The organism is Phenylobacterium immobile (ATCC 35973) (assembly GCF_001375595.1).
GTDB lineage: Bacteria > Pseudomonadota > Alphaproteobacteria > Caulobacterales > Caulobacteraceae > Phenylobacterium > Phenylobacterium immobile.
The window spans coordinates 190,828-217,025 of record NZ_CVJQ01000002.1; the positions used below are offsets into that span (position 1 = coordinate 190,828).

Below are 26,198 nucleotides of genomic sequence, written 5' to 3' on the forward strand. Positions count from 1 at the left end.
CTTCCCCCCTACTTCCGAAAGTACGCGTAGATCCGTTCCGCCAGCGGCTGGCTCACGCCCGCCACCTTCATCAGATCCTCCGCCGAGGCCCGCGAGACCCCCGCCGCCGAGCCGAACGCATGCAGTAGGGCCCGTTTGCGCCCCGGCCCCACGCCGTCGATCTCGTCCAGCGGGTTCTTCTTCATGTCCATCGCCCGCTTGGTGCGGTGCGTGCCGATGGCGAAGCGGTGAGCCTCGTCGCGCAGGCGTTGCAGATAGTAGAGCACCGGCGACTTGGGCTCGAGCATGAAGGGCGGCTTGCCCGGGAGGAAGAACCGCTCCAGGCCGGCGTCGCGATCCGGGCCCTTGGCCACGCCGACCACGGCGATGTCGTCGACGCCCAGGTCCGCCATGATCTCCAGCGCCGCGCTCAGCTGCCCCGCCCCGCCGTCCACCAGCACGAGGTCGGGGCGGACAGCGCCCGCGCCCTCCTCCTCTTCCTTCACCAGGCGGGCGAAGCGGCGGCGCAGCACCTCGCGCATCATGCCGAAGTCGTCGCCCGGGGTAAGCTCGGTGCTCTTGATGTTGAACTTGCGATACTGGCTTTTCTGGAAGCCTTCCGGCCCGGCGACGATCATCCCGCCGACGGCGTTCGTCCCCATGATATGGCTATTGTCGTAGACTTCGATGCGCTCCGGCTGACCCTCCAGGCCGAAGGCTTCGCAGACGCCGGCGAGCAGCTTTGATTGAGCGGAACTCTCGCTCATCCGTCGACCGAGAGCCTCGCGGGCGTTGGTGAAGGCGTGCTCCACCAGCTGTTTCTTCTCGCCGCGTTGGGGCCTGGCGATCTCGACTTTGCGGCCGCTCTTCTGAGTGAAGGCCTCGGCCAGCAAGGCCTCCTCGGCGGGGACGACATTGACCAGGATGACCTTGGGGATCGGCTTGTCGTCGTAGAACTGGCCCAGGAAGGCGCCCATGATGTCCGCGTCTTCATCGGCCTTGTCGACCCGGGGGAAGTAGGCGCGGTTGCCCCAGTTCTGGCCCGCGCGGAAGAAAAACACCTGCACGCAGGCCTGGCCGCCCTCGGCGTGCAGAGCGAAGACGTCGGCTTCCTCCACTGTCTCAGGATTGATCTGCTGTTCTTGAGCCACGCTGGCCAAAGCCCGGATCCGATCGCGAAGACGTGCGGCGCGCTCGAACTCCATCTCGTCAGAGGCCGCCTGCATCTCCGCCGACATCCGGCCCATCACCGCCCGGCTCTTGCCGCGCAGGAAGTCCTCCGCCTGCTCGACCAGGGCCGCGTAGTCGTCAAGAGCGACAAGCCCTGTGCACGGCGCCGCGCAGCGCTTGATCTGGTGCAGCATGCATGGGCGGCTACGACTATCATAAACACTGTCAGAACAAGACCTTAGAAGAAAAGCCTTCTGCAAAGTGTTCAGCGTCCGGTTCACCGCGTTGGCGCTCGCGAACGGCCCGAAGTAATCGCCCTTGATGGTGTGGGCGCCACGGTGCTTGCGCAGCTGTGCGGCCGGGTGCTCGCGCCGGATGACGATCTCGGGGAAAGACTTATCGTCCCTCAAAAGAACATTAAAACGCGGCTTCAACTGCTTGATAAGATTAATCTCAAGTAGCAACGCATCGGTCTCAGTCCGCGTCGTTACGAACTCCATGGACCGCGTCAGGTCGACCATGTGAGCGATACGCTGGGTGTGGAAACGACCTTGGGCGTACTGGATCACGCGCTTCTTGAGCGACCGCGCCTTGCCGACGTAGAGCACCTCGCCGCCCTCGCCCATCATGCGATAGACGCCCGGCCGATCCGGCAGGCGTGTCACCTCGTCCTTGATCAGGGCTGCGCCGATCAGGGGCGTCCCTCCGGCGGCGACGGGCGTATCAAGCATGGCGCCAATATAGGCCGCTTCGCGCGTCCTGGGAGAGGCCGATCAGAGTCTCGCCGCCCCAGCCGCAATCTCGGCGTGAATGGCTGGCGTCAGGGGCGAATAGCCGCGCGCCCCATCGTGGAAGAACAGCGGATCGTTGGTGCTCGCCGGGTCGTAGCCGTCGTTAACGAGGTCTAGCTTGCGAATCTTGAAGGTGCCGGTCGTATCCATCGCCGGCAGCAGGCGGATGAACATCGGCTGGGCGTAGCCGGGAAGCTCCCGGGCGACATGATCGGCCAGGGCGGCCGTGGAGAACGCCGCAGGCTCGACGACCAGGCCCGCCATGCCGGCGCGGCCCTCGGCGCCAGGAACGGCCACGCCATAGACCGTCGCCTGCAGCACGCCCGGCGCTCCCATGAGCCGCTCGGCGACTTCGTTCGTTGAGACATTCTCACCTTTCCAGCGAAAGGTGTCGCCCACCCGGTCGACGAAATAGAGATAGCCCTCGGAGTCGCCGCGCATCAGGTCGCCGGTGGCGAACCAGGCGTCCCCCTTTCTGAACACGTCGCGCAGCACCTTTTTCTCAGAGGCGGCCTTGTCCGCGTAGCCCGCGAACTGGCTCCGCGCCGTGGCGCCGATCTCGCCGATGCACTCGCCGACTTCGCCGGGCTTGCACTCTATGCAGAAGCCGTCGGGACCCCGCACTGGCGTCTCGGTCTCCACGTCAAAAGCCACCAGCCGCACATTGAACCGCGAGCGTAGCCACGCCGGCGCGCGACCCACCGCTCCCGGCTTGCCGTCGAAATTGAACAGCGAGACATTGCCTTCCGTCGCACCATAGAACTCCAGGATCTCGGGAATGGCGAACCGATCGGTCATCACAGACCAGATGTCGGGGCGCAGGCCGTTGCCGAAGGCCATGCGGATCTTGTGGCGCCGCTCCTCAGGCGCTTCCGGATGGTTGACCAGGTAGCGGCACAGCTCGCCGATATAGACGAACATCGTGCAATCTTCGGCGATCACCTCCTCCCAGAAATGGGAGACCGAGAACTTCTTGCGCAACACCACAGAGCCGCCGTTCAGCAGCGCCGCGCCCATGGCGCAGAGACCGCCTGTGGCGTGATAGAGGGGCAGGGCGACATAGATCCGGTCTTCGGCCCTTGCGCCGGTCGCCCCGGCGAAGCCGCGCATATAGAGCTGCGCCCGAACATGGGTGATCCGCGCCGCCTTCGGCAGGCCGGTGGTGCCCGAGGTGAAGATCAGCAGCGCCGTATCAGAACCCTTCAGCCCAGCGCGAACCTCGCGGTGCGGCGCCACGGCGCTGGCGCTGCGCAGCGCGAGCTTCAAGTCGCGGAAGCCTTCGGAGGGCTCGTCCAGGGTCCAGGCCTCGATCGGACGCGCCAGGCCTTCGCGCACCGCCTGCAAGGCTTGCGCCGTTTCGATATCGACAATGACCTGCGTCGCGCCGCAGAGGCTAAGGCAATGGGCCAGGGGCGCCCCGGCCAGCTGGTTGTTGATCAGGGCGGTTACGACGCCAACCTTGCTCAGCCCGTACCAGATGGCCAGGTACTCCAGGCGGTTCGCCGCAAACAGCGCGACGGTCTGACCCCGCGCCAGGTTCACGTTCCGCGCCCAACTGGCATATCGGTTGGCCATCTCGTCCAGCTGGCCATAGGTCGCCTCATGGCCCTCGCAACGGATCGCCAGACGCGAACGATGAACGGCGACGGCCGCTTCAAGATCATCGCAGATCAGTTTGTCGCTGTCGGACGCCGCTGAACCAACGCGGCGGAGCGTCCGCAGGAGGCCGCGCAAGAAACGCCAGTCGCGCTTCAGCGACGCGGTCACACCCATGGCTTCCTCCGGTTCTTGGCGCCGACCTTGGACGGGAGAGATCGGTATGGTCAAGCCGGCCCCCCGCGCAAATAAGGTCATTGGAGGGCTTCGGCGTCTCGATTTGGTCACGATGCGGCGTGGTGCGTGGAGCGCCCTTAATGGTTAAGTCTAAATCCCGCCATTTTCCGATCTATCCCGTAAAATTCCGCTTCGGTGCTCGTGGTCGACTACCAGTATCTATAGATCAAGTGTTCGGAACCTTGCTTGATCGCCTGCCGTTGTTCACTTCGACAAGAGGTTAGGGAGACCGATCATGCAAACCCGTTCAGACAACATCGGCGAGACCGAATCGACCTTCGCCCCCGTGCCCACCTGGGAACGTAGCGCCAAGCGCAACAAGTCCCTGTTCGGCGCTCGCAAGCCCGCGGCGACGCACACCCCGAGCGCCGTCGAAGCGCCCTTGAGCGAATCGTCGTTGAGCGAGTCGTCTCTGAGCGTTGAACCGCGCAGCTTTGCGCCGGCCGCGACCAAGACCATCGTCACTGAGCCCACTTACCGCTCCGTCACGCCACGCACAGTGACAAGCATCGATGAAAGCCCTGCGCCGGTCGTGGACGCCCGGGATTAGGACACGCGCGGCCTGACCGGCGGAGACACCTTCGCCGCCGCCCCGATTTACGCCTCGCAACCACGCAAGACGGCTAGCGCCCGCAAGGGCGGCGTCTCCGGCATGGCCATCGCCGCCGGCGTGGCTGCGGTCGGTGTGATCGCCGCCGGGGCCTGGTACGCCAGCCAACCGCGTGGCGCGGTCGAGACCATTACACCCAGCACGCCCGTCCAGACGGCGTCAATGACCGCGCCCGCCGCCCAGCCGGCGGCCCCCCTCGTTGCCCCCGTCGAGACCGCGCAGGCGCCGCTTGCCGCCACAGTCGCCCAACCGGTCCGCGTGGCCCGCGCCGCTCCGACGCGCGCCGCCGCCACGAGCGCTGACGAGATGGGCATGAGCGCCAGCGCCACCCTGCCGGCGAGCCCGATCCCGTACGGAGAGATTCCGCAGGTCTCAACCGGTGGGACAGTCGCGCCGGCGCCGGTCCCCGCCAGCACGACCGCAGCCATGACGCCGGCCGCGGCGGCCCCCGCCACCGTCGCGCCGGCCCAGCCCACTCCAGTCAACCCGACGCCCGAGGCGGCCAGCCAACCGGGCGCCGACATGACCAGCAACCCGACGCCGTAAGCGCCACGCGATCTGTCAAAAGCGAGAAGGGCGGCCAGCTTGGCCGTCCTTTTTCGTTTCGCCGGCGCCCGATTTCTGCGATGGGGCGCTCCTCACATCGCAGCGCGTTGGGCGGAAGGGTTATGTCCGCCGCCTTCGCTCAGTCTTCCGTTGGGGGCGTCCGGCATGTTCAAACTGTCTTCCCAGACCGTGTCAGAATGGGGCAGCGCCTGCCTCGTCTTCATCTGCGGCGCCGTCGCGGGCCGTCACGCCGCCGACGGCATGAACCTGATCCAGTGGGCCGGCGCCATCGCCGCGGTCCTGGGATCGGTAACCGTCGCCGTCGCGGTTCGCGTCTGGCCGGATCAGGCCGCCCACGCCCGCGACGATTAAGGTCGCGGGCGGGGCGGGCCGATCACGCGCCCTTCAGGGGCACCAGGATTTCCCCGCCGGTATCGCGGAACTTCTGAGACATTTCAGCCATCCCGGCGTCGGCGACCTCATTCTGGCTGCGCGCCGCCTCACGGATGTCCTGGCTGATCTTCATCGAGCAGAACTTCGGGCCGCACATCGAGCAGAAGTGGGCCGTCTTGAAAGCCTCCTTCGGAAGGCTTTCGTCGTGATACTCGCGCGCCGTCTCGGGATCGATGCCGAGGTTGAACTGGTCCTCCCAGCGGAATTCGAACCGCGCGCGTGAGAGGGCGTCGTCCCAGGCGCGCGCCGTCGGGTGGCCCTTGGCCAGGTCGGCCGCGTGGGCCGCGACCTTGTAGGCCATCACGCCCTGCTTGACGTCTTCGCGATCCGGCAGGCCCAGATGTTCCTTCGGGGTGACGTAGCAGAGCATCGCCGTGCCGAACCAGCCGATCATGGCCGCGCCGATAGCGCTGGTGATGTGGTCATACCCCGGCGCCACGTCCGTTGTGAGCGGGCCCAGGGTATAGAACGGCGCCTCGTGGCAGACCTCGAGCTGCTTATCCATGTTGGCCCTGATCTTGTGCATCGGCACGTGGCCGGGCCCTTCGATCATCACCTGCACATTGTGCTTCCACGCGATCTGCGTGAGCTCGCCCAAGGTCTCCAACTCGCCGAACTGTGCGGCGTCATTGGCGTCGGCGATGCAGCCCGGCCGCAGGCCGTCGCCCAGCGAGAACGACACGTCGTAGGCGGCCATGATCTCGCAGATGTCTTCGAAGTGCTCGTAGAGGAAGTTCTCCTTGTGGTGCGCCAGGCACCACTTGGCCATGATCGAACCGCCTCGGCTGACGATGCCCGTCACCCGTTGCGCGGTCAGCGGCACATAGGCCAACCTCACGCCGGCGTGGATGGTGAAGTAATCCACCCCTTGCTCGGCCTGCTCGATCAGGGTGTCGCGGAAGACCTCCCAGTTCAGGTCCTCGGCGACGCCGTTCACCTTCTCCAGCGCCTGGTATATGGGGACCGTCCCGATGGGCACGGGGCTATTGCGAACGATCCAGTCGCGGATGTTGTGGATATTGCGGCCCGTCGACAGGTCCATGACCGTGTCCGCGCCGCAGCGGATCGACCAGACCATCTTATCGACCTCGTCGCCGACGTTCGACAGGACGGCGGAGTTGCCGATATTGGCGTTGATCTTCACCAGGAAGTTGCGGCCGATGATCATCGGCTCCAATTCGGGGTGGTTGATATTGGCCGGGATGATGGCGCGGCCGCGGGCGATCTCGTCGCGGACAAACTCAGGCGTGCAGAAGTCGGGGATGGAGGCGCCGAAGCTCTCGCCGTCGCGGATGAAGGGGTCGCCGGCCTGGCGGCGCAGGTTCTCGCGGATCGCCACATATTCCATCTCGGGCGTGATGATCCCGCGGCGCGCATATTCCATCTGGGTGACGGTCCGGCCGGCCTGGGCGCGATAGACGCGGCGCGGCGCCTTGTACTGCGGAGCCAGGTGCTCGCCCTTGGCGAAGCCGTTGTCCTCGGGCTTCACCTCCCGCGGGGTCTCGACAAGATCCAGGTCGCCACGGGAGACAACCCACGGCTCGCGGGTTTTCGACAGACCCTGGGCGATGTCGATCTGCGTGGTCGGATCGGTATAGGGGCCCGAGGGATCATAGAGCGTCAGGGCCGGCTCCCCCGCGGACGGGTGCACAGCGACCTCGCGGAACGGCACCCGGATATCCGGCCACAGGACTCCAGACTGATAGACCTTTTTGGAGCCCGGTCGTTCGCCGGTCGGAATCTGTGCGGCGTCCAGGCTTTGCGGAACCAGGGGCTTGTTCATCAGTCGCCTCCAAGACGAGCGCTCCAAGACGAGCGATCGAGCGCAATCGGTCAGAGCGACGATGGACGGACGGATTCGCCGACGCGATAGGCGTCGAGACGTCCTTCCCTTCGCCGGCATGACCCGGATCAGGTTCGACGGGTCGTGCGATCGCGCACATCTCAGCCGCCTAGGCGCGGCCCCCCGAGGATCGTCCCAAGACTAGGCTAAAACCGCGCCTGGATCAAAGGCTGCCGGACGCGAACGTATCGCAGGCCGCGGGATCGCCGTTCTCCACGCCCCGACGAAACCAACGCATGCGTTGCGCGGAGGAGCCGTGGGTGAAACTGTCGGGCGCGACGCGGCCCTGCGCCTGCTGCTGCAGCCGGTCGTCGCCGACGGCCGCCGCAGCGCGGAGCCCGTCCTCGACGTCGGCCGGCGCCAGCGCCACCTGGCCGCCCGAGACCTGGGGCGCGCGGGCCACCCAAACGCCGGCGTAACAGTCGGCTTGCAACTCCAGGCGGACGGATCCGGACTCCGCGCCCTGTCTGCCGAGGCGCTGCGCCTGTTCATCGGCGCCCAGCAGATGCTGCACGTGGTGACCTATCTCATGGGCGATGACATAGGCGCGCGCCGCCTCGCCACCCGCCCCGAGCTTGGTCTCCAGGTCCTGCCAGAAGGCGAGGTCCAGGTAGACCTTCTGGTCGCTCGGGCAATAGAAGGGGCCCATGGCCGACTGGCCGAGGCCGCAACCGGTGCCGGTCGACTGGTCGTACAGCACCACCGCCGCCGGCGACTGGTATTGCTGGCCGGCCTGCTTGAAGACGCCGGACCAGACATCGTCCACCGAGGTCGAGATCACGTCGACGAAGCGGCCCGCCTCGTCGGCCGGCCCCCCACGCACGCCTTCCTGTTGCTGGGCCTGACCGCCGCCGTTGACGACGCTCATGGTCGTCGACGGATCGATGCCGAAAACGAAATAGCCAATCAGCGCCAAGACCACCCCGCCGGCGCCAAGCCCGCCGACGCCGACCGGCCCCAGGCCGCGCCGATCCTCCACATTTCCGGAACCCCTACCGCCGCTCCAGCGCATTGCTCGTTCTCCTGTCCGCAGACCTGAACCATAACGCCGCCGCGCGCGAGACGCTCCGGGCCTACCGACGCGCGCGCGTCACGGCCTCCACCCGAGCCCTTGAGGCCGCCAGCGCAGCGTCAGGTATGGCGATCATGCCCGACGCCGGCTGAAGCGGCGCGCTGGCGGCCAGCGGCGAACCCTGAATTGATGGCCATTGCATTAGGTTGACCGCATCATCAGCCCGCCGGCGCGTCTCCAGCGCCATCATCTCATTCTGTCGCAGGATGTCGCGCTGCTCGAGTTGCGACTGCTGCGCCCGCAGCACGTCGAGCTCGATCTGCGCTGCGCCGCCCTGCGCGCCGGCTTCACCGGAAAGCGCCAGGAACATGGCGAGGCAGATCAGCAACGATTTCTTACAGACCATGTCCGCCACAACCGCCCGGCCCGGCTTCATGCCGCGCGCGATCTAGGTGTCGTTTCCAAGAAGGTTGTTCACCCTTGTCCAGGGTGAGAGTCCGCCGATGCCGGCGTGAGGTCGGCTGAGGTTGTAGGCGTCGATCCAGGGTCCGATGGCTTGGGCGCGTTCAGCCGATGAGCTGTAGGGCTTGGCGTAGGCCCACTCCCTGAGGCTGGTCTGGATGAAGCGCTCGGCCTTGCCGTTGGTCCTGGGCGTGTACGGCCGGGTGCGGACGTGGCGGGCGCCGGCGGCCTGCAGGGCGTTGGCGAAGAGCTTGGAACGGTAGGCCGAGCCGTTGTCGGTCATCACCCGCTCGACGCGGACGCCGCAACGGCCGAGCCAGGCCAGGGCGCGTTCGAGGAAGCCGGTGGTGTCGAGTTGGCCTTCCGAAGACAGGATCTCGGTGTAGGCCAGGCGCGAAGCGTCATCGACGCAGACGTGCAGGAAGTCCCAGCCAGCGCGGCGCGAGCGGCCGAGCTGGCGGTCGCCGGTGACGCGGTGGCCGGCGACGTCGAAGCGGCCGAGCTTCTTGATATCCAGATGGATCATCGCGCCCGGTCGGCTGTGCTCGTAGCGGATCACCGGCGGCTTCGGATCGAGCGCGGCCAGCTTGCCCAGCCCCTGCCGGCGCAGGATAGCCCCCACCGTCGAGCGGGCCATGCCCAGCGTCCGGGCGATCGCCGGACCGGTCATCCGCTGACGCCGCAGTTGCTCGATCTCAGCCACACGAGCCGCAGCCACCTTGCGCGGACATCGTCGCGGCGCCGAGCTGCGGTCGTGATGCCTTCGCTCGCCGCCGCGACGATGCCGGGCGATCCATTTGCGCGCTGTCCGCAGCGACACCCCTGCCGCCTCCGCCGCCGCCTTCGCCGTCCAGCCTTGCGACACGCGCCGCGCCAGCAGCGCTCGACCCCCAGGCGTCAGACGGGCATTCTGGTGGACGTTCATCCGGGACCTTCCGGGTTAGGAGTTGGAGCTTTGCAACCCCAGCCTCTCAGCCCTGTCCCGGGTGAACAACCTTCATAGCTTCGACATCTAGGCCGCCCGTTTCTCGCCCGCGGCGTCAGCCTCGCTGTCATAGGCGGTGCGCGAGGCTATGACCTCGTCGATATGTGCGCCGGCCCAGTCGGCGATGCCGCGAAGCGGGATGACAAGGGTGCGGCCCAGGGGGGTCAGGTCGTAGTCCACGCGCGGCGGAATCGTTGGGTAAACAGTGCGCCGGACTAGGCCGTCGCGCTCGAGCCCGCGCAGAGTGAGGGTGAGCATGCGTTGCGACACCCCGCCGATCCGGCGCTTGAGTTCATTGAAACGCATCGTACGATGGGCCAAAGAGCCAATGACGAAGACGCTCCATTTATCTCCGATGCGCGCGAGGATCTGGCCCGTAATCTTGCAATCGCCGCTGATACCCAGTTCGGTCGGTTCCAAAATTGTGCCTCCTTGCGACTTCGCCCAGACTATATAAGAGCTTTAGTTCTGAATTGAAACCGAGCAGGTCCCGGAGTGGGCCGCTTCATTGAGGAAGGCGCTACCATGGGTTACGTGAGAAGCAATTCGGCCGACCGGGCGTCTGTGACGCAGCTTGGCTATGTGGGTTTCGGTGTCTCGGACATGGCGGCCTGGCGCGATTTCGCCGGCAACCTGCTGGGTCTCCAGGAAGTGGGCGAAGCTGAGGACGGCTCGGTTTTCCTCCGTCACGACGGCTATCATCGCCGTATCGAGCTGCGCCCCACGGGCGAGGACGATCTGGTCTTCTCGGGCTGGGAAGTGAAGGACCTGGAGTCGCTCGCCCAGATGGCCGACCAGATCCGCGCCTATGGCATTGAAGTCACGCAGGGCACGGCCGAAGAGTGCGCCCGTCGCATGGTCGTGGGCCTCATCAAGTTCACGGATCCGGACGGCCTCCCCGTCGAGATCTATTGCGGCGCCTTCGTCGATCACAAGCCCTTCGTCTCGCCCCGCGGCGTGCGCGGTTTCAACGCCGACAGCATGGGCCTGGGCCACATCCTGGTGCAGGTCGCCAACGTTGAAGAGTACGTCCGCTTCTACACTGAAGTGCTGGGCGCGAAGCTCTCGGACTACATCCAGTTCAACCCGCAGGTCCGGGCCACGTTCATGCACGTGAACCCGCGCCACCACTCCCTGGCCGTCGTGCCCCGGCGTCCGGCGGTTGAGGGCGAGCCTGCGCCCAAGCGCCTGAACCACTTCATGCTTGAAGTGAAGGATCTGGACGATGTCGGCCTGGGCCTCGGTCTGTTCCAACAGCGCGGCATCCCGACGGGCGCCATCGGTCGTCACACCAACGACAAGATGACCTCGTTCTACGGCAACACGCCTTCGGGCTTCAACGTCGAGTACGGCTTCGGCGGCCTGCAAATCCTCGACGAGGACAAGTGGGAAGTGGTTCAACACCGGGCCGCTTCGATCTGGGGTCACGGCATGGTCCAAGCCCGTCCGGCGCCCGCTGCGCCGCAGGCGATGGCCTCGGCCAACGCCGCGCCGGCCAAGCAACCGGCGTAAGCCAATCGACAAGGGAAGCCGGCAGTCCGGCTTCCCGGCACAGAGAAGCGGGCCGCTCACGCGGCCCGCTTTTTTGTTGCGCGAGACACATCGTCGGGCGGGCCCATTGGCGTGCTCGGGCCAGCGCCTTGTCACTAGTTACGCAATTGTGCCTTCTTGCGGGGCCGCAGTATTCATTATAGCTCCAGTACCCGTTTAGAACCAAGGGGCCGAGCAGCGCCCCGGGCAGAGGAGGAAACGATGAGTGAAAAATTGAAACTTGGCGTCGTGGGTTTAGGAGTGGGGGTCACGGGACACATTCCGGCTGCACGTCTCGAGGGATTCGAGGTTGTCGCTCTGGCGGCGCGCACAGCTGACAAACTCACCGAAGCGGCGGACCGCTTAGGAGTGGAGGGTCGCTATACCGATTTCGAAGCGCTCCTGGCCCACCCGGGCCTGGACGCCGTCGCCATCACGACCCCGCCGGCGCCACATCACGACATGGTTCTGAAAGCCCTCGACGCCGGCTTGCATGTGATGCTGGAGAAGCCCTTCGCCCTCAACACGGCTGAAGCGACGGAAATGCGGGCGCGCGCAGCGGCGAGTGGCCGCACGGCGATGATCGCTCACGCCTTTCGCCATGCGCCCGCTCGTGCCTACGTCAAATCCCTGATCGACGAAGGCTATATCGGGACCTTGCAGGGCATCTCCATGACCTTCTTCGTCGGTCCAAAAGAGCCTCCGCTTCCGGCGCCGGCACGGAGCCACTGGCGCCTTGGCATGAAGACCGGCGGCGGCTTCTCGACGGGCCAGATGTCAACGTTCTTCGACAGCATCATCGATTGGTTCGGCCCGGTGAAGGCGATCAACGGCCGCACGATCGCACCGAAGCCGGGTGCGCTCCAGGCTGATGGCAGCGCTCTGGACGGCGACAGCGGCGTCACAGCCACTTTCGAGCTGGCGAACGGCGCCTGGGGCGCCATTTCGGCCTCGAGCGCATCACCCTTCGGCCCCGGCGGCAGGATCAACATCCTGGGTAGTGAAGGCGCTCTGGAAATCGTTCAGCCCATCCTCGTGGCCAGCGATGCCGAGACGGTGTCCGGGGGCAGGTTCGCCGATGGCCCTCAGATCAGGCCGCTCGAGATCCCGCCCGCCTTCATCCTGCCGACTCTTGAAAACGATCCGAAGCCGGCGATCTACCGCGCCTATAGGAAGCTCTATCTCGATTTCTCTGCGGGCATAGGCGCTGGAACCTCTCCGGCCCCGAACTTCGATGACGCCTATCAGCTTCAGCGTATTTCGGATGCTCTGCACGAATCCAACGCCACTGGCGCCTGGGTGAACGTCTAGGCCCGACCGAAAGGCCCGCCGACCTGTTTCAGGTCGGCGGGCGCTACGTCATCCTACGGACGCTGGATCAGACCTTGCTGATCTCGTTCAAGGTCGCCAGCACGGCCGGATCAAGGTCCAAGTCAGCCGCGCCAATATTGGCTTCCAGCTGGGCCATGTCCTCAGGACCGATCACCGCGCTCGCCACAGCCGGCTGAGCGATCAACCAGGCCAGCGCCAAGTGTGGACTGGAAATGCCGCACTCGGCCGACAAGGCTTCGACCTTTTTGGCGAGCTCGATCTGTCGTTCGTTAAAACCCGCGCCGCCCCAGCGCTGGGCGCCGGCGAAGGCGCGGCCGTCGGTGGCGGCGCCGGCGAACAAGCCGCCCGCCAGCGGGCTGAAGACCGTCAGCGACAGGCCGGCGGCCAGGACCGCGGGGATGACCTCGGCTTCGGGCGTGCGGAGCGCCAAGTTGTAGGGAATCTGGTTCGCCACGGGCGGCCGGGCGCCCATCTTGTCGGCTTTCCACAGCGCGTCCGTCAGACGCCACGCCGGATAGGTCGACAGCGCATAGTAACGGATTTTGCCCTGGCGGACGAGATCGTCAAAGGCCGCCACCGTCTCGTCGATCGGCGTCGTCACGTCCGGATGGTGAGCGTAGTAGATGTCGATATGGTCGGTGTCGAAGCGCTTCAAGCTGCGCTCGATCTGTTGGAAAATGTGACGGCGCGAGAGACCACGGTCGTTCACGCCCTCACCTACCGGTTCCATCACCTTCGAGGAGAGGATGATGTCATTGCGGCGACCCTTGATGGCCTTGCCGACGATCTCTTCAGAAGAGGCGCGATCCTTCGCGGCCGGCGCGCCAGGACGATCAAAATGGGGTTGGTTGCCGTAGCTGTTGGCCACGTCGATGTGGTTGATGCCGAACTCAAGGGCGCGGTCGATGAGCTTGAGCCCATCCTTCTCAAGGGGCGCGACGCCGAAGGTCGCAGTGCCCAGAGCGAGTGCGGAGACGCGAACGCCCGTACGGCCGAGTTGATTGTATTTCATGGTCGTTGACCTCCTGGGCCCTAATTTTGGTTTTGTTGACTGGAAAGCGGCGCGCCCTCTTCTGCGGAGGGCTTGCGAATCATCAGTTGAAGCTTGTCCTCGTGGACGGCCGGATCGACAGGCGCGTCGATCTCCGCCTGCCACCAGGCGTAGAAGCTGCGCTGCCCCATCTCGCTGACGAGATCAGAGATCTGGCCGGGGTAGTTGGATCGGCGCTCATGGCCGAGGCCCATCTGCAGGTTGAGCCCTGCGCGGCGGCGGCGGCGTCCGCGGCTGATCTTCGTGATTTGCGACCAGACCGCCTCGTGGTCCTGGGTCTCCATGCCGGTAGGCCCAAAATGCAGACTGCAACGGCGACGCTTGGCGTCCCTCACCGACTGCGGATCATTGGCGGCGACAAGACAGTAGGTATGAACCTCCGTCTCATTCGCGCTGACCGGATGCCAGACGTGCAGGACGCCGATGTCTCCATCGAACGACAGGTTCGGGAAGATCGTTGCGCTGAGCGCCTTCACCTCCGTCTCGGCATATTCGGCGCTCAACATCACCACGCCGCCGCCAGCCGCGGCCTGGAAGCCCTCGGTCAAGTTGGGTTCGCCCTTGTCTAGGGCGTCCGTCGTGGCCTTGGTGACGGTCAGGCGGCGGTACTGGTCGCCGCAGTAGGTCTCGACACCAAGCTTCCAGTTGCAGGTGAGCCTGGTCTTCAACGGCAGTTCGCCGTGAAAGACGACGCCGCCGGCGAAACTGTCGGCGATCAGGTCGAAGTACCAGGCGAACTCGCCCAGCTGCTCGCGGAAGGTCCGTGAGCCGCGGCCCACAAAGACGAAGCCGCGGTCAACCACCGCAGCGCCCATGCTTTTCAGTGGCACGCTGCCCTTGGCGCCGTCGCGGGTGTAGGCCCACCCGTGGCAGCCGCAGATCAGCTCTTCTGCGGAGCCTCGCGGCTCGGCGACAATCGACTCTTCCGAGCGCGCGCAGCGGTTCTCGTAGGCGCCGAGCACCCCGGCCGAATCCCGCCACAACACGACGGCCTTTCGGCCGACGCGCGTGACGTAGAATGCGCCGGGCTGTTCAACCCAACTCGCCGGACCGCCGAACAGCCAAGAGCGTGCGAACGGTCCGTCGAGCTCCCGGCCGAGCAGGCCGGGATCGGAGTAGACTTCAGGACTGAGTTCGGCGGCTACGGTGTCGTAGTACGCCATCGATCTCAGCTAGCGGCTTTCTTCACCGGCGGCGGCTGGATGCCGTCCGAGATGGTTTCCGTGGTCTTGTCAGCTTCGATCCAGGCGTCATAGCCGCCGTCGAGGATCGCCACGCCTTCGGTGTAGAAGCCAGAGTCCAGAGCAGCTTGAGCCGCTTCCAGGGACATGCCTTGGCCGTCGTCGTCGACGAACACCAGCTTGCGGTCCTTCGGGACCTGGGCGTTGCGGCTGACGACTGAAGTCGCCGGCAGGTTCAGGGCGCCAGGGACGCGACCGCCGAAATAGTCGAAGGGCGGACGAACGTCGACGATCTGGGCGTCCGACGTGTTGATGAGCTTTTCGACGTCTTCAACGCTAAGACGCGCAATGTCGTTAGAAGCCATTGTAGTACCTCCCCGCCCCCGTTTCGGGTGGCAAAAATTCGAGTGTCCCGTGCCTCGGACAGCGCCTCCGCTACGGGCGTCCGAAGGACTAGAATGTGTGGCTTGACATGGCAAGGGTCGGCGACAGATTTTCGCGGCGCCCCTGTCTCAGGCTAAGCTGGAAGCGCCAATTTCCTGAGGAAAGGCAATATGTTAGCTAGACCGCGGCAACCGCGCGCGCGCGGGCTTAACTTGACCTCAATAGACGGTTTTACCGCTCAGGCTTGGTTGCCGGACATCCAATAGTCAGCTCGCCCAGTCCTAGCTGGCGAAGCCTTCCATCGGCATCCGCGGCTCGGCGCGCTCGCGGGACGGCGAGGCTGCTGGGCTGGCCGCAGGACGAGCGTCCGAATGCGCCTGGATCGCGCCCGCGCGCAGCGCGTCAATGAACAGGCTCGAGCCTGATGGCAGCTTTTCCTGGTTCATCAAGGGACCGAGAATGGTCCCGAACGCCTGGGCGTTTTCACCGATCAAATCGGCGAAATGCTTGTAGTAGGCCCGCAGAAACGGCTGGCTGGCGAGGTCGTAAGTCCGCACCCCCTCGGGCGTCAGGACCGCATAGGTGGCCCGACGGTCGGCCTCGGAGACCTCGCGCACCAGGAATCCCTTGGCTTGCAGAGCGTCCACCTGCCGGCTGATCCGGCTCTGGCTAAGAAGCGTGCCCGTCGCCAGGTCGATCAGCCGCATCCGGCCGTCGTTGTTCTTGAGGATGTGCAGGATCTCGAATTCCGGCAGCGACACGGGCGCCTCGGCCTTCAGCGCCTTATCCACCTGATCGGTGACCACCTTGAACGCCTTGAGGAAGAGCCCCCAGACCATCCATTGCTCCCGCGGCGGGAATTCCAGAGCGGGCGCATCCGGCGACTTGGACATGGGTCAGGATCCTTGGCGAGGCTCTCGACAGACTCAAACGACGTACGCTGTCAGGCTACCGAAACTTAGGGCGGCATATTTGCCATGGCAAGTATGACGTATAGACGGCGCAGATAGCACTGCGATCCCGTGGGCGCTTCAAACGCAAACGGCGCGGGCTGCCTATGACAACCCGCGCCGTCGCTGATAGGCGTTGGCCTGAAGCTTAGAAGAAGTTGCTCAGGTTGCGGGAGAGCAGAACGGTCTGCTCCAGATAGATGTTGCGGGTCTTGATCTTCAGTTCGCCGTCGACACGGACCAGCTCGTCAACGCGATGGCCGATCCAGTTGTCCTCTTCCGAGTTCAGACGCGTGCGATAGAAGTGGAAGTTCGAGGTGACCTTCAGCTTCTCGCCGTCATTCTCAAGAATACGGACGTTGTTGACCAGGTGGCGCTGGCGCGAGGGCGGATCTTCAGCCCAGGCGTAGCCGGTGTCGAGCTTCTTGATGCGGGCGACCAGCATGGCGTGGTCGTCGTCGAAGAAGGCGATTTCACCTGGACGCGTGAATTCGCGGTCCAGCTCGTTGCTGGTCTTCGTGCGACGAACCGGCATGAAATAGTGGCAGTCCTCGGTGAACAGCTTCAGCCATTCCGCGTAGTCGCGGTTGTCGAGGAGGCCAGCTTCCACGTAATAATATTGCTCGATTTCGTGCTGCAGCAGCAGGGCGTCGAGGTCCAGCTTCACGGCCGGCTTTTCAATCACGTCAACCATTCCTGTTGTTCTCCTTATCGGCCAAGGCCGTATTTAAAGCACGTGTCAGACCATCCCCATCGGGGTCGCGAGCTTGTCTTGCAGTGCGCGTTTAAAGAGCTGCGCCCGCCCGCGTTTCCCCCAAAAGCCGAGTTGCAGCCATTACGACCACATTCTTGCTGAGGCAAGGACTATCATCTTCACGTCTGATGTAAATGGCCTTCTAGCGCGTCCGGCCTCGCCATCCTCGCCGTCCCGAAGCATGGCTGGGAACAGCCGCGCGGGGCACAGCTTTACTGTCTGGGGACGCCGACGCTATCACTCCCCGCCCGCCCCGGCCGCCAATGAGAACAGAGATCGCCATGACCGTCGAACTTTCCGTCGCGACCTACGGCTTCACCGTCCAGCGCAAGATCGCCGCCGACTCCTTGGAGTTTCGGATGTCCGACAAGGGCTGGAAGGATTCGGTCTGCCTCATCCATGGGCCAGACCCTTTGGAGATTCGCTGCGGCGTGCTGAGCGAAATCTGCGCGCCGGATCTGATGCAAGTCCCGGCCAAGGTTTACGGCGCCGATGGCGAACTGCGCGGCGAGTGGAGCGTGACAGGGGTCGACACCCAGACGGCCCAGGGCGCCGACGCTTTTCTCTACTTTGAAAACGACAACGGATTCTGGGAGGGTGTGACGCTCGCCTTCAGCCGAGATCGACTGGCGATCCATGAATTTGAGATAGATCCATTGTAATTTAACAGATAATCTGTCGGGTCCGCACGATCTGATACAGATGTAACCCGCTGAAATTCTGGATCAGGCAGAATAGAAACCTAGCTTTGCTGAACCACTTGCCATCGCCTCGGACGATGGCAAGGTGCCCTCCTTCATGGAGGGTTAATATGTCTGATCCAGTCGATCTCGTTCTCAAGGCGGCCGCCGAACACGCCAAGACGCTCGAACTGCGCGGCATCAGCATCGCGATTGTCGATACCGGCGGCGTGCTTTTGGCGTTCCGCCGCGCGCCGGGCATGCCGGGTCTCACCGCGGTGGTGGCCGAAGCCAAGGCCTGCACCTCGAACTTCACGGGAATGCCGACGGCGCAGCTCGCCAAGGTCCAGGATCGCTGGCCCGGCCTCACCAATCCAATCTCTGCCCGCCTCGCTGAGCGCTTCACGCTCTACGCGGGGGGCCAGCCGGTGCGCGACCTCGCCCCCATCGGCGGCATTGGCGTCTCGGGCGGCACCCCTGAGCAGGACGACGAGATCGCCCTTCACGCCATCGAGGCCGCAAGGGCGGCGGCCAGCGCCTAGAGTCTTACAAGCTTTGTTACAGAGGCCGCCGTTGCCGCGGCGGCCTCAACCGATAGAATAAAACGACAAAAAGAATAAAAATCGGGAGGTTAACAATGCCGGCAGAGGCCAGAATCCGTCCCCCCGTGGGGCTGCTGACCAAGGTGCTGTACAGCTCCGGCGCCATGGCGAACCAGATAAAGCAGCAGGGCTTATCGATGCTCTTGCTGCTTTTTTACAATCAGGTGGTGGGTCTGGATCCACGTCTGATCTCCACCGCCATCATGATCGCCCTGATCTTCGACTCCATCGTTGATCCCCTGGTGGGCCAGATATCAGACAATTTCCGGTCGAGGCTTGGCCGGCGCCATCCCTTCATGTTCACCGCAGCCGCGCCGGTCGCGGTCGCCTTCTTCCTCATCTGGAATCCGCCGCACGGTTGGTCCGAAGGGGCGATCTTCGCCTACATGCTCACCTGTCTGCTGACGATCCGGCTGTTCGACACCTTCTTCGAATTGCCTTCGACCGCGCTCGCGCCAGAACTGGTCAGCGACTACGACCAGCGGACCAGGCTGCTGGCGATGCGCCAGGCGTTCGGCATCCTCGGCACGCTCGCCCTGCAGGTGAGCGTCTACCAGATCTTCATGCGACAGCATGCCGACGGCAGCGGCGGCGTCACGGTTCGCGAGGGCTACCCCGCCTTCGCCCTGGCCGCTGGCCTTTTCATCTTCGTGGTCATCGTCTTGTCCAGCGCCGGGACATTCCGGCAGATCCCGTTCCTCACCCAACCGCCCAAGCGTCCTGAGAAGGTCAACCTCGCCGCCATGGCCAGGGAAATCGGCGCCACCGTGCGGAACCGGTCCTTCGCGGTTGTCTGCATCGCCGGCATGGTGCTGGCGATCGGCAGCGGCATCACCACCAGCCTCAACGTCTACATGGGCCTCTTCTATTGGGGCTGGAACCAGAACCAGCTGACCATCCTGGTGGTGTTGCAAGTGATCTCCGGCATCGGCGGGGCTTTTATCGCCCCTGCGCTGGCGAAGCGCTTCGGCAAGCGGATCGGCGGCATCACCACCGGGACCATCGGGATCACGCTGTCGACCACGCCGGTCATTCTCGACCAGCTCGGCTTCATGCCCGCGCGGGGCGAAGACATCCTGTTCTACACCATGATGGTTTTCGTGCTGTCGACGCAGGCCTTCATGCTGGCGACCAGCGTGGCCATCCAGGCCATGATCGCCGACGTGGTCGAAGACGCTGCGGTGAAGACCGGTCGGCGTAGCGAGGGCCTGCTGTTCTCCGCCGACAATCTGTTCAAGAAGGCGGTGTCCGGCGTCGGCGTCCTTGCCGCCGGCCAGATGCTGCACTTCGCCAACTTCCCGGAGAACGCCAAGGTCGTCGGCGTGTCGGCCGACGTTCTCAGCCACCTCGGCTGGACCTACGTCTTCGCCCTATGGTGCTTCAACGGCGGTTGCCTGGTGACGCTGTCGTTCTACACGATCGATCGCAAGAAACATGAGGCCAACGTCGCCAACCTGGAAGCGGCGGGCCTGGCTGCGCGCGAGGAGCCCGCCCTGGGCGCAGCGCGGGATAATCCGGCGCCGCTCTTCGGAACGGAGCCGGGCGTGCAGCCCAAACCAAGCTGAGTTCAACGCGGCTGACGACGGGCGAAAGACCCACGTCGGCCCACCATTGGGAGGAAGTCCGTGGTCAACGAAACTAGGGTGCGCCCGCCCGTCGGCTTGCTCACCAAGATCCTTTACGGCTCCGGCGCCTCCGCCAACCAGATTAAGCAGCAGGGGCTCTCGATGCTCCTGCTGCTGTTCTACAATCAGGTGGTGGGTCTCGATCCGCGCCTGGTCTCCAGCGCGATCATGATCGCCCTCGTGTTCGATTCCGTGGTCGACCCGCTGGTCGGCCAGATCTCGGATAATTTCCGCTCTCGGCTCGGTCGGCGGCACCCCTTCATGTATACGGCCGCGGCGCCGGTCTCGATCGCCTTCTTCCTGATCTGGAACCCGCCGCAGGGTTGGAGCGAGGGCGCGCTCTTCGCCTACATGCTCACTTGTCTGCTGACGATCCGGCTGTTCGACACCTTCTTCGAACTGCCTTCGACGTCGCTCGCACCGGAATTGGTCAGCGATTACGACGGACGGACCAAGCTACTGGCGCTACGCCAGATGTTCGGCATCCTGGGCACGCTCACCCTGCAGGTGAGCGTCTATCAGATCTTCATGCGACAGCACCCCGACGGCACCGGCGGGGTGACCGACCGCGCCGGTTACCCGGGCTTCGCGCTCGCCGCCGGCCTCTTCATCTTCACGGTCATCCTGATCTCGACCATGGGGACGCACCGGCAAATCCCCTACCTGTCCAAGCCGCCTGTTCGCCTGAAGAAGCCCAGCGTCCGCGACACTCTGAAAGAGATCATCGCCACTGTCCGCAACCCCTCGTTCGGCGTCGTGGCGACAGCCGGGATGGTGTTGGCCATTGGCACGGGCATCACCTCCAGCCTCAATCTCTACATTGGGCTTTTCTACTGGGGCTGGACCCAGAACCAGCTGACGATCCTGGCGATCCTGCTGGTGACCTCCGGCATCTTCGGCGCCTACATGGCGCCAAAGGTTTCAAGGCGCCTCGGCAAGCGGGTCGGCGGGCTGACCACAGGCGCGATCAGCATCGTCCTGATGATCGCCCCGATCATTCTCGACCAGCTGGGCTTCATGCCGGCCCGCGGCACGGACGCCCTGTTTGGCATCCTGATGGGATTTGCGCTCACCACCCAGGCCTTCACCCAGGCCACCGCCATCGCCATCCAGGCGATGATCGCCGACGTCGTCGAGGACGCCGCCGTCCGCACCGGACGACGCAGCGAAGGCCTGCTCTTCTCGGCGGACAATCTGTTCAAAAAGGCCGTGTCCGGCGTCGGCGTCATGGCCGCCGGCCAGATGCTGCACTTCGCCAACTTCCCGGAAAACGCCAAGGTCGTCGGCGTCGACCCAGTGGTGCTGACCCACCTGGCCTGGACCTATGTCGGCGCACTGATCTGCTTCAACGGCGGCTGCCTTGTGACCCTGTCCTTCTATCGCATCGACCGGGCCAAGCATGAGGCCAATGTCCGCACGCTCGAGGCTTCCGGCCTCGCCGCCCGAGAAGATCCGTCCCTGACGGCGGAGCGCGAGGCGCCCGCGCCTCTGATGGGAATAAACCCCGCGGTCCGGCCAGAAGGCTGAACGGTGCGCCTCGTCTGCGCTCTAGGAGTAGACGGGGCGAGACTGCTTGTGGCACATCAGCCTTGATCCAACGGGCGGCTTTGGCGCGCCCTAGCCTGTGCGGGCGTGGTGGAATTGGTAGACGCGCCGGACTCAAAATCCGGTTCCGAAAGGAGTGTCGGTTCGACCCCGACCGCCCGCACCATCATCGAAGGCCGGCGGCCGGCAGGCGACGTTCGACCAGGCGACGTTCGACGCTGAGCAGGCCCTCTCTAGGTCAGGATGCCCACCAGCGTACCCATGAAGGCGGTCACCGCCGCAATGATCGCGCGCGACAGCAGAACGAGCAGCGCCACAGACAGGATCGCGCAGATCCAGCCGACGATCACCGCCAGGCCGTCACGCTCCACCGCGCCGATCGCGAAGGCGGCGATGGCCAGGCTGGGCAGCATGTTGCCGAAGGGAATCGGCAGGAAGACGATGATCGACAGCACGAAGCAGACCGCGCCGGTCAGGCGGTCCATCACGGGATTGAAAATGAAGGTCCAGCGCGGCCGCAGCCGCCGCTCCAGCTTGCGCAGGTAGGGGTTCAGTTTCTCGACCAGGCTCTTGAAATCATTGCGCGAGATCGTGCGGTCGAGCAGCACCTTCGGCATCCACAGCGTCCGACGACCAACCATCCACTGGGCGGTGACAAACAACAGCGGCGCGCCCAGCAAGGCTGAAACGCCGGGCGGCATCGGCAAGACCAGGGGCGCTGCGAACACAAAGATCACCGCGCCGAACGCGCGATCTCCAAACACCGCCAGGATGTCGGTGATCGCGATCTTGCCACGACCGCGTTCGGCGATGGAGCCTAGTAGCTCGGAGACGCTCTTCTCGTGGGATGGCTCGGGCACCGCTGTCATCTGCGGCCTCGCGCGCGCCAGGGCAAGGCTCCGTTCGCGAAAACGGCGCGGCGATACGGTCAAGCCACACCGTTCGGCGCCTCACAGCGACCCGCCATTGAAAAGCTCGACGGTTGCGCCAATTAAATGATAATCGCTCGCAATGTTTGGGTCGGGATCGCGTCATGACTGAACTGCCTGGGGATGTCGCCCTGCGCTCGCTGGGGTCGGCCAGCCCCGGCGACCGCGGCGTGATCGTCGAGGTTCGTCGCGAAACGACGCAGGCCCACCACGACCACGAGCATGGCCTCGATCCGGCGGAATTGGAGCGTCGGCTGCTGGAGTTCGGCTTTGTCGAAGGCGCCCATGTCGAGGTGCTGTTCGAGGGCGCGATCGGCCACGATCCTATCGCGGTGCGCCTGGACGACATGCGCGTGGCGCTGCGCCGGCGCGACGCCGCCCAGATCTGGCTTCGCATGGATGAGGGCCAGGCCCGATGAGCGAAGCTGTCGCCCACGCCGGACACGCGACCCGCGTCGCCCTGGTCGGCAACCCCAACTCCGGCAAGACCGCCCTCTTCAACGCGCTCACCGGCGCGCGCCAGAAAGTCGCCAACTACGCCGGCGTCACCGTCGAGCGGAAGGAGGGGCAGGCGACGACGGCGGACGGCGCGCACCTGTCGATCCTCGATCTTCCCGGAACCTATTCCCTACGCGCCCGCAGCCCCGACGAAGTGGTCACCCGCGACGCAATCCTGGGCCGCCTGGAGGGCGAGGCGCTTCCTGACGTCATCGTCTGCGTCGCCGACGCCACGAACCTGCGGCTCGTCCTGCGCCTGGTGCTGGAGCTCAAGGCCGTCGGCCGGCCAATGGTTCTGGCCATGAACATGTATGACATCGCCCAGCGCCAGGGCCTGCGGATCGACCTCGAAGGCCTGTCGCGCGACCTGGGCTGCCCGATCGTCACCACGGTGGCGACCCGCAAGCGCGGCCTGGCCGAACTTACCGGCCAGGTCCAGGCGCTCGTCGCCTCTGGCGCCGTCGTCGCCGCCAACACCTGGCGCGAGCCGGACGCCGGCGAGCTGCGCGCCGCCCACCGCGAGGCCCAGCGCCTGCTCAAGACCTACGTTCGGCCGCCGGAGCACCCCGACACCCTGACCGGGCGCATCGATTCGGTGCTGCTGCACCCGGTGGCCGGCCTGCTGATCTTGCTGACCCTTCTGTTCGTGATGTTCCAGGCGGTGTTCAGCTGGGCGGGTCCGGCGCAGGACGCCATTGATGCGGGCGTCGCCGCGCTGGGCGGCCTCGCGGCGGCGGTCGCGCCGGACGGACTGGTCGAAAGCCTTCTCGTCGATGGCCTGATCGCCGGCGTCGGCTCTGTGCTGGTCTTCCTGCCGCAGATCCTGATCCTCTTCCTGTTCATCATCCTGCTCGAAGACTTCGGCTACATGGCCCGCGCGGCCTTCTTGATGGACCGCATCATGGGCGGCGCCGGCCTGCACGGACGCGCCTTCATCCCCCTGCTCTCGTCCTTCGCCTGCGCCATCCCAGGCGTCATGGCGGCCCGGGTCATCGACAACAAGCGCGACCGGCTGACCACGATCCTGGTCGCGCCGCTGATGACCTGTTCAGCGCGGATCCCGGTCTACACCCTGATCATCGGCGCCTTCATTCCCAATCGATCCGTCGCTGGCGTGCTGAACCTGCAGGGCCTTGTGATGTTCGGCCTCTATGCGGCCGGCATCTTCTCCGCCTTGGCGGTCTCCTTCGTGATCCGCCACGTCTTCTGGCGCAGCGCCGTCGAGCCGTTCCTGATGGAATTGCCGACCTACAAGGTCCCCGACCCCAAGAACGTCATCCACAACCTCTTGCTGCGGGCCAAGATCTTCCTGAGCCGCGCCGGCCGGATCATCATGCCGCTGATGATCTTGGTCTGGGCGCTGTCGACCTTCCCATTCGCGCCCGAGGACGCTACGCGGCCAGCCATCGACTACAGTTTCGCCGGCATGATCGGCCAGGCGCTACAGCCGCTGTTCGCCCCAATCGGATTCAACTGGCAGATGGTGGTCGCCTTGATCCCGGGCTTCGCCGCCCGGGAGGTGGCCGTTGCAGCGCTCGGCACCGTCTACGCCGTCGCCAACGCCGATGAGGCGCCCGCCGCGCTCGGCACGGTGCTGGCCGGCGACTGGTCCCTGGCGACAGGCCTGTCGTTCCTGGCCTGGTACATCTTCGCCCCCCAATGCGTGGCGACGCTCGGCGTCGTGAAGCGCGAGACCAACTCCTGGCTCTGGATGTGGATCATGTTCGGCTACATGACCGCCCTCGCCTACCTGGGGTCGTTCATCGTCTACCACACAGCCGTGGCGCTGGGCTGGGGCTAGAACCCGCCGAGTTCCGGCGGTTCGCCTTCGCCTGCCAGCGAGGTGGCCGCGCCCTGGATCCGTAGCAGGAGACGCTTCAACAACTTGACCTCCTCAGGCTTGAGCCCGGCGATCAACGCCGCCTCGTAGGCGTGAGCCAGCGGTGCGATCTGTTCATAGAGCCGCTCCCCGGCGAGGTTCAGGGAAACGGTGTCGGCCGCGCGCAGCAGCATGCCGCGGTGCGCCAGGCCTTGCGTCGCCTGAGCCACGGTGAGGCCGTCCATCATCGTACGGCCGATCAACTCAGCCTCACGCAGCCGGCCATCCTCGGCCAAGGCGGACATGACCCGCCATTGCGGCACGCTCAAACCGAACCGCTCGCGATAAGCCCGCGAAATCAGGCCGGTGACCGCGCCCGACGCGACCGACAGCCGATAGGGAAGGAAATCGTCCAACTCCAGCCGATCTTCGGCGAAGTCATCCGTAATCGTCTTGAACGCTGGTCGCATGGCTTCCTCAAACGCGCGCGCGCGGCTTGTTGGAACCGCCGCTTCACGCCTGCTTCGCCCGAACGAGGGCGCCGAGCTTGAAGATCGCCAGGCCCGCATGCGGACGCCAGCCCGCAGACGCCTTCTGATGTGGATTGGCCAGCGCTGCCCTTTTGCGGGCAGCGCTGGCGCCGGAACTCTAAATCCGCTTCGCCGAAGGCACCGGGGGTGATCCGGCCGGATATCTTGCGCCCACTGTGGAACCAATCGGGAAGGCCGCCTCCAGCGTCGCGGTTTCGTCCGGCGTGAGGATGATGTCGTTGGCCGCCCAGTTACTTTCCAGATGGCTTACATGCCGGGTGCCAGGGATCGGCACGACGCCCTTTGACAACACCCAGGCCAGGCTGACCTGGGCGGTTGTCACCCCGCGCGAGGCGGCCACCGCCTCGATGGCGGCCCGGCGCAGGCTGTTGGCGGCGATGGCGTCGGCCTGGAAGCGCGGGTGCTGAAGGCGACGGTCGTTGGCCTCGACGATCTCGCTGTTGGCCAGGAAGCCGCGGCCCAGCGGGCTGTAGGCGACAAATCCGACGCCCAGCTCGGCGCAGGTCGCCAGGATGTCCTCTTCGACATCGCGGGTCCACAGGGAGTATTCGCTCTGCAGGGCGGCGATCGGCGCGACCGCCTGGGCGCGCCGCAGGATGTCGCTATCCACCTCCGAAAGTCCCAGCGCCAGGATCTTGCCCTCCGCCTTCAACCGCGCCATCTCGCCGACCGTGTCCTCGATCGGCGTCTGAGGATCGAGGCGGTGCATGTAGTAGAGGTCGATCCGGTCGGTCTTGAGCCGCGTCAGGCTGGCTTCCACGGCCTGTCGGATATAGGCCGGGCTGGCGTCCAGCGTGCGGCCGCTGGTTTCGCGGTCCAGCCGATTGCCGAACTTCGTGGCGACCACGAGCCGGTCGCGCCGCCCGTCGATGGCCTTCGCCACCAGCCCCTCGTTGTGGCCGTTCCCGTAGATGTCGGCGGTGTCGAAGAAGGTGATTCCGAGCGCCATGGCCCGGTCCAGCGTCTTGAGCGACTCGGCCTCGTCGGCCTGGCCGTAGGTGTGCGACAGCCCCATGCAGCCGAAGCCTTGCTGGCTTACGGTCAGGGTGCCCAGCGTGCGTTGTGTGTTTGCGGCCATCAAGG

26 protein-coding genes, 1 tRNA gene and 1 riboswitch are annotated in these 26,198 nt (G+C 65.2%); of the genes, 12 read left to right on the forward strand and 15 right to left on the reverse strand.

Annotation, left to right across the window (positions count from 1 at the left end; translation table 11 throughout):
• Positions 1-8: 8 nt before the first annotated feature.
• Positions 9-1,880: an excinuclease ABC subunit UvrC gene (gene uvrC / locus BN1313_RS14985; RefSeq protein WP_091743104.1), complete on the reverse strand. Its 1,872-nt coding sequence runs from the start codon at positions 1,878-1,880 to the stop codon at positions 9-11.
• A 42-nt stretch (positions 1,881-1,922) separates the two neighbouring features.
• Entirely contained in the window at positions 1,923-3,713 is a 1,791-nt protein-coding gene (locus BN1313_RS14990) for a long-chain-acyl-CoA synthetase (protein WP_091743105.1), read from the reverse strand.
• Positions 3,714-4,008: 295 nt separating this feature from the next.
• Here BN1313_RS14990 and BN1313_RS14995 point away from each other — a divergent pair, with 295 nt between their 5' ends.
• From BN1313_RS14995 to BN1313_RS15005, 3 genes are all read left to right on the forward strand, one after another.
• The gene (locus BN1313_RS14995) at positions 4,009-4,323 is read left to right on the forward strand and encodes a hypothetical protein (RefSeq protein ID WP_091743106.1); all 315 of its coding nucleotides are present in this window, start codon (positions 4,009-4,011) and stop codon (positions 4,321-4,323) included.
• A 102-nt stretch (positions 4,324-4,425) separates the two neighbouring features.
• The gene (locus BN1313_RS15000; protein ID WP_091743107.1) at positions 4,426-4,929 is read left to right on the forward strand and encodes a hypothetical protein; all 504 of its coding nucleotides are present in this window, start codon (positions 4,426-4,428) and stop codon (positions 4,927-4,929) included.
• A gap of 165 nt (positions 4,930-5,094) precedes the next feature.
• Entirely contained in the window at positions 5,095-5,301 is a 207-nt protein-coding gene (locus tag BN1313_RS15005; protein WP_091743108.1) for a hypothetical protein, read from the forward strand.
• A 22-nt stretch (positions 5,302-5,323) separates the two neighbouring features.
• Here the strand turns inward: BN1313_RS15005 and thiC are convergent, their stop codons facing one another.
• The 5 genes from thiC to BN1313_RS15030 all read right to left on the reverse strand — a co-directional run bounded on the left by thiC (position 5,324) and on the right by BN1313_RS15030 (position 10,104).
• Positions 5,324-7,165: a phosphomethylpyrimidine synthase ThiC gene (gene thiC / locus BN1313_RS15010; RefSeq protein ID WP_091743109.1), complete on the reverse strand. Its 1,842-nt coding sequence runs from the start codon at positions 7,163-7,165 to the stop codon at positions 5,324-5,326.
• Positions 7,166-7,253: 88 nt separating this feature from the next.
• Positions 7,254-7,361, reverse strand: a riboswitch (TPP riboswitch).
• A gap of 27 nt (positions 7,362-7,388) precedes the next feature.
• Positions 7,389-8,237 carry a KPN_02809 family neutral zinc metallopeptidase gene (gene ypfJ, locus BN1313_RS15015; protein WP_091743110.1) on the reverse strand — a complete coding sequence of 283 codons (849 nt, stop codon included), beginning with the start codon at positions 8,235-8,237 and terminating at the stop codon, positions 7,389-7,391.
• A gap of 61 nt (positions 8,238-8,298) precedes the next feature.
• Positions 8,299-8,643 carry a hypothetical protein gene (locus BN1313_RS15020; protein WP_176696053.1) on the reverse strand — a complete coding sequence of 115 codons (345 nt, stop codon included), beginning with the start codon at positions 8,641-8,643 and terminating at the stop codon, positions 8,299-8,301.
• A 42-nt stretch (positions 8,644-8,685) separates the two neighbouring features.
• The gene (locus BN1313_RS15025) at positions 8,686-9,624 is read right to left on the reverse strand and encodes an IS481 family transposase (protein WP_091734875.1); all 939 of its coding nucleotides are present in this window, start codon (positions 9,622-9,624) and stop codon (positions 8,686-8,688) included.
• Positions 9,625-9,711: 87 nt separating this feature from the next.
• Positions 9,712-10,104, reverse strand: coding sequence for a winged helix-turn-helix transcriptional regulator (locus BN1313_RS15030; RefSeq protein WP_176696054.1), 393 nt, complete (start codon positions 10,102-10,104; stop codon positions 9,712-9,714).
• A gap of 105 nt (positions 10,105-10,209) precedes the next feature.
• Here BN1313_RS15030 and BN1313_RS15035 point away from each other — a divergent pair, with 105 nt between their 5' ends.
• Positions 10,210-11,196, forward strand: a complete 987-nt coding sequence (locus BN1313_RS15035; protein ID WP_091743113.1) for a VOC family protein — start codon at positions 10,210-10,212, stop codon at positions 11,194-11,196.
• Positions 11,197-11,436: 240 nt separating this feature from the next.
• Positions 11,437-12,525 (forward strand): Gfo/Idh/MocA family protein, encoded by a 1,089-nt coding sequence (locus BN1313_RS15040; RefSeq protein WP_091743114.1) that lies wholly within the window; start codon positions 11,437-11,439, stop codon positions 12,523-12,525.
• Between the two features lie 67 nt (positions 12,526-12,592).
• On the opposite strand, the gene BN1313_RS15045 is transcribed toward BN1313_RS15040, so the two are convergent.
• The 5 genes from BN1313_RS15045 to BN1313_RS15065 form a co-directional block, all read right to left on the reverse strand.
• A complete protein-coding gene (locus tag BN1313_RS15045; protein WP_091743115.1) occupies positions 12,593-13,558 on the reverse strand; it encodes an aldo/keto reductase in 966 nt (321 codons plus the stop codon).
• A gap of 20 nt (positions 13,559-13,578) precedes the next feature.
• On the reverse strand, positions 13,579-14,760 hold the full coding sequence (locus tag BN1313_RS15050; protein ID WP_091743116.1) for an SRPBCC family protein: 1,182 nt from the start codon (positions 14,758-14,760) through the stop codon (positions 13,579-13,581).
• A 5-nt stretch (positions 14,761-14,765) separates the two neighbouring features.
• On the reverse strand, positions 14,766-15,143 hold the full coding sequence (locus BN1313_RS15055; RefSeq protein WP_091743117.1) for a rhodanese-like domain-containing protein: 378 nt from the start codon (positions 15,141-15,143) through the stop codon (positions 14,766-14,768).
• A gap of 300 nt (positions 15,144-15,443) precedes the next feature.
• Positions 15,444-16,055, reverse strand: a complete 612-nt coding sequence (locus BN1313_RS15060; RefSeq protein WP_091743118.1) for a MarR family winged helix-turn-helix transcriptional regulator — start codon at positions 16,053-16,055, stop codon at positions 15,444-15,446.
• A gap of 205 nt (positions 16,056-16,260) precedes the next feature.
• Entirely contained in the window at positions 16,261-16,806 is a 546-nt protein-coding gene (locus BN1313_RS15065) for an aromatic-ring-hydroxylating dioxygenase subunit beta (RefSeq protein ID WP_091743119.1), read from the reverse strand.
• A 341-nt stretch (positions 16,807-17,147) separates the two neighbouring features.
• On the opposite strand from BN1313_RS15065, the gene BN1313_RS15070 reads away from it, so the two are divergent.
• The 5 genes from BN1313_RS15070 (at position 17,148) to BN1313_RS15090 (ending at position 21,484) form a co-directional block, all read left to right on the forward strand.
• Complete coding sequence (locus tag BN1313_RS15070; RefSeq protein WP_141653173.1) at positions 17,148-17,528, forward strand: hypothetical protein; 381 nt, start codon at positions 17,148-17,150, stop codon at positions 17,526-17,528.
• 149 nt (positions 17,529-17,677) lie between these two features.
• Positions 17,678-18,088, forward strand: coding sequence for a GlcG/HbpS family heme-binding protein (locus BN1313_RS15075; RefSeq protein WP_176696055.1), 411 nt, complete (start codon positions 17,678-17,680; stop codon positions 18,086-18,088).
• Between the two features lie 95 nt (positions 18,089-18,183).
• Positions 18,184-19,713, forward strand: a complete 1,530-nt coding sequence (locus BN1313_RS15080; RefSeq protein WP_091743122.1) for an MFS transporter — start codon at positions 18,184-18,186, stop codon at positions 19,711-19,713.
• Between the two features lie 60 nt (positions 19,714-19,773).
• Entirely contained in the window at positions 19,774-21,300 is a 1,527-nt protein-coding gene (locus BN1313_RS15085) for an MFS transporter (RefSeq protein WP_176696057.1), read from the forward strand.
• Between the two features lie 99 nt (positions 21,301-21,399).
• Positions 21,400-21,484, forward strand: a tRNA-Leu gene (locus tag BN1313_RS15090).
• Between the two features lie 67 nt (positions 21,485-21,551).
• On the opposite strand, the gene BN1313_RS15095 is transcribed toward BN1313_RS15090, so the two are convergent.
• Positions 21,552-22,187 (reverse strand): exopolysaccharide biosynthesis protein, encoded by a 636-nt coding sequence (locus tag BN1313_RS15095; RefSeq protein WP_091743124.1) that lies wholly within the window; start codon positions 22,185-22,187, stop codon positions 21,552-21,554.
• Between the two features lie 164 nt (positions 22,188-22,351).
• On the opposite strand from BN1313_RS15095, the gene BN1313_RS15100 reads away from it, so the two are divergent.
• Both BN1313_RS15100 and feoB read left to right on the forward strand, forming a co-directional pair.
• Positions 22,352-22,666 carry a FeoA family protein gene (locus BN1313_RS15100; protein WP_091743125.1) on the forward strand — a complete coding sequence of 105 codons (315 nt, stop codon included), beginning with the start codon at positions 22,352-22,354 and terminating at the stop codon, positions 22,664-22,666.
• Positions 22,663-24,546, forward strand: a complete 1,884-nt coding sequence (gene feoB, locus BN1313_RS15105; protein WP_091743126.1) for a ferrous iron transporter B — start codon at positions 22,663-22,665, stop codon at positions 24,544-24,546. The genes BN1313_RS15100 and feoB overlap by 4 nt, the downstream gene beginning before the upstream one ends.
• Here the strand turns inward: feoB and BN1313_RS15110 are convergent.
• Both BN1313_RS15110 and BN1313_RS15115 read right to left on the reverse strand, forming a co-directional pair.
• Positions 24,543-25,034, reverse strand: a complete 492-nt coding sequence (locus BN1313_RS15110) for a MarR family winged helix-turn-helix transcriptional regulator (RefSeq protein ID WP_091743127.1) — start codon at positions 25,032-25,034, stop codon at positions 24,543-24,545. The two genes, feoB and BN1313_RS15110, sit on opposite strands and share 4 nt — an antisense overlap.
• A gap of 178 nt (positions 25,035-25,212) precedes the next feature.
• Positions 25,213-26,193 (reverse strand): aldo/keto reductase, encoded by a 981-nt coding sequence (locus BN1313_RS15115; RefSeq protein WP_091743128.1) that lies wholly within the window; start codon positions 26,191-26,193, stop codon positions 25,213-25,215.
• Between the last annotated feature and the right edge of the window lie 5 nt (positions 26,194-26,198).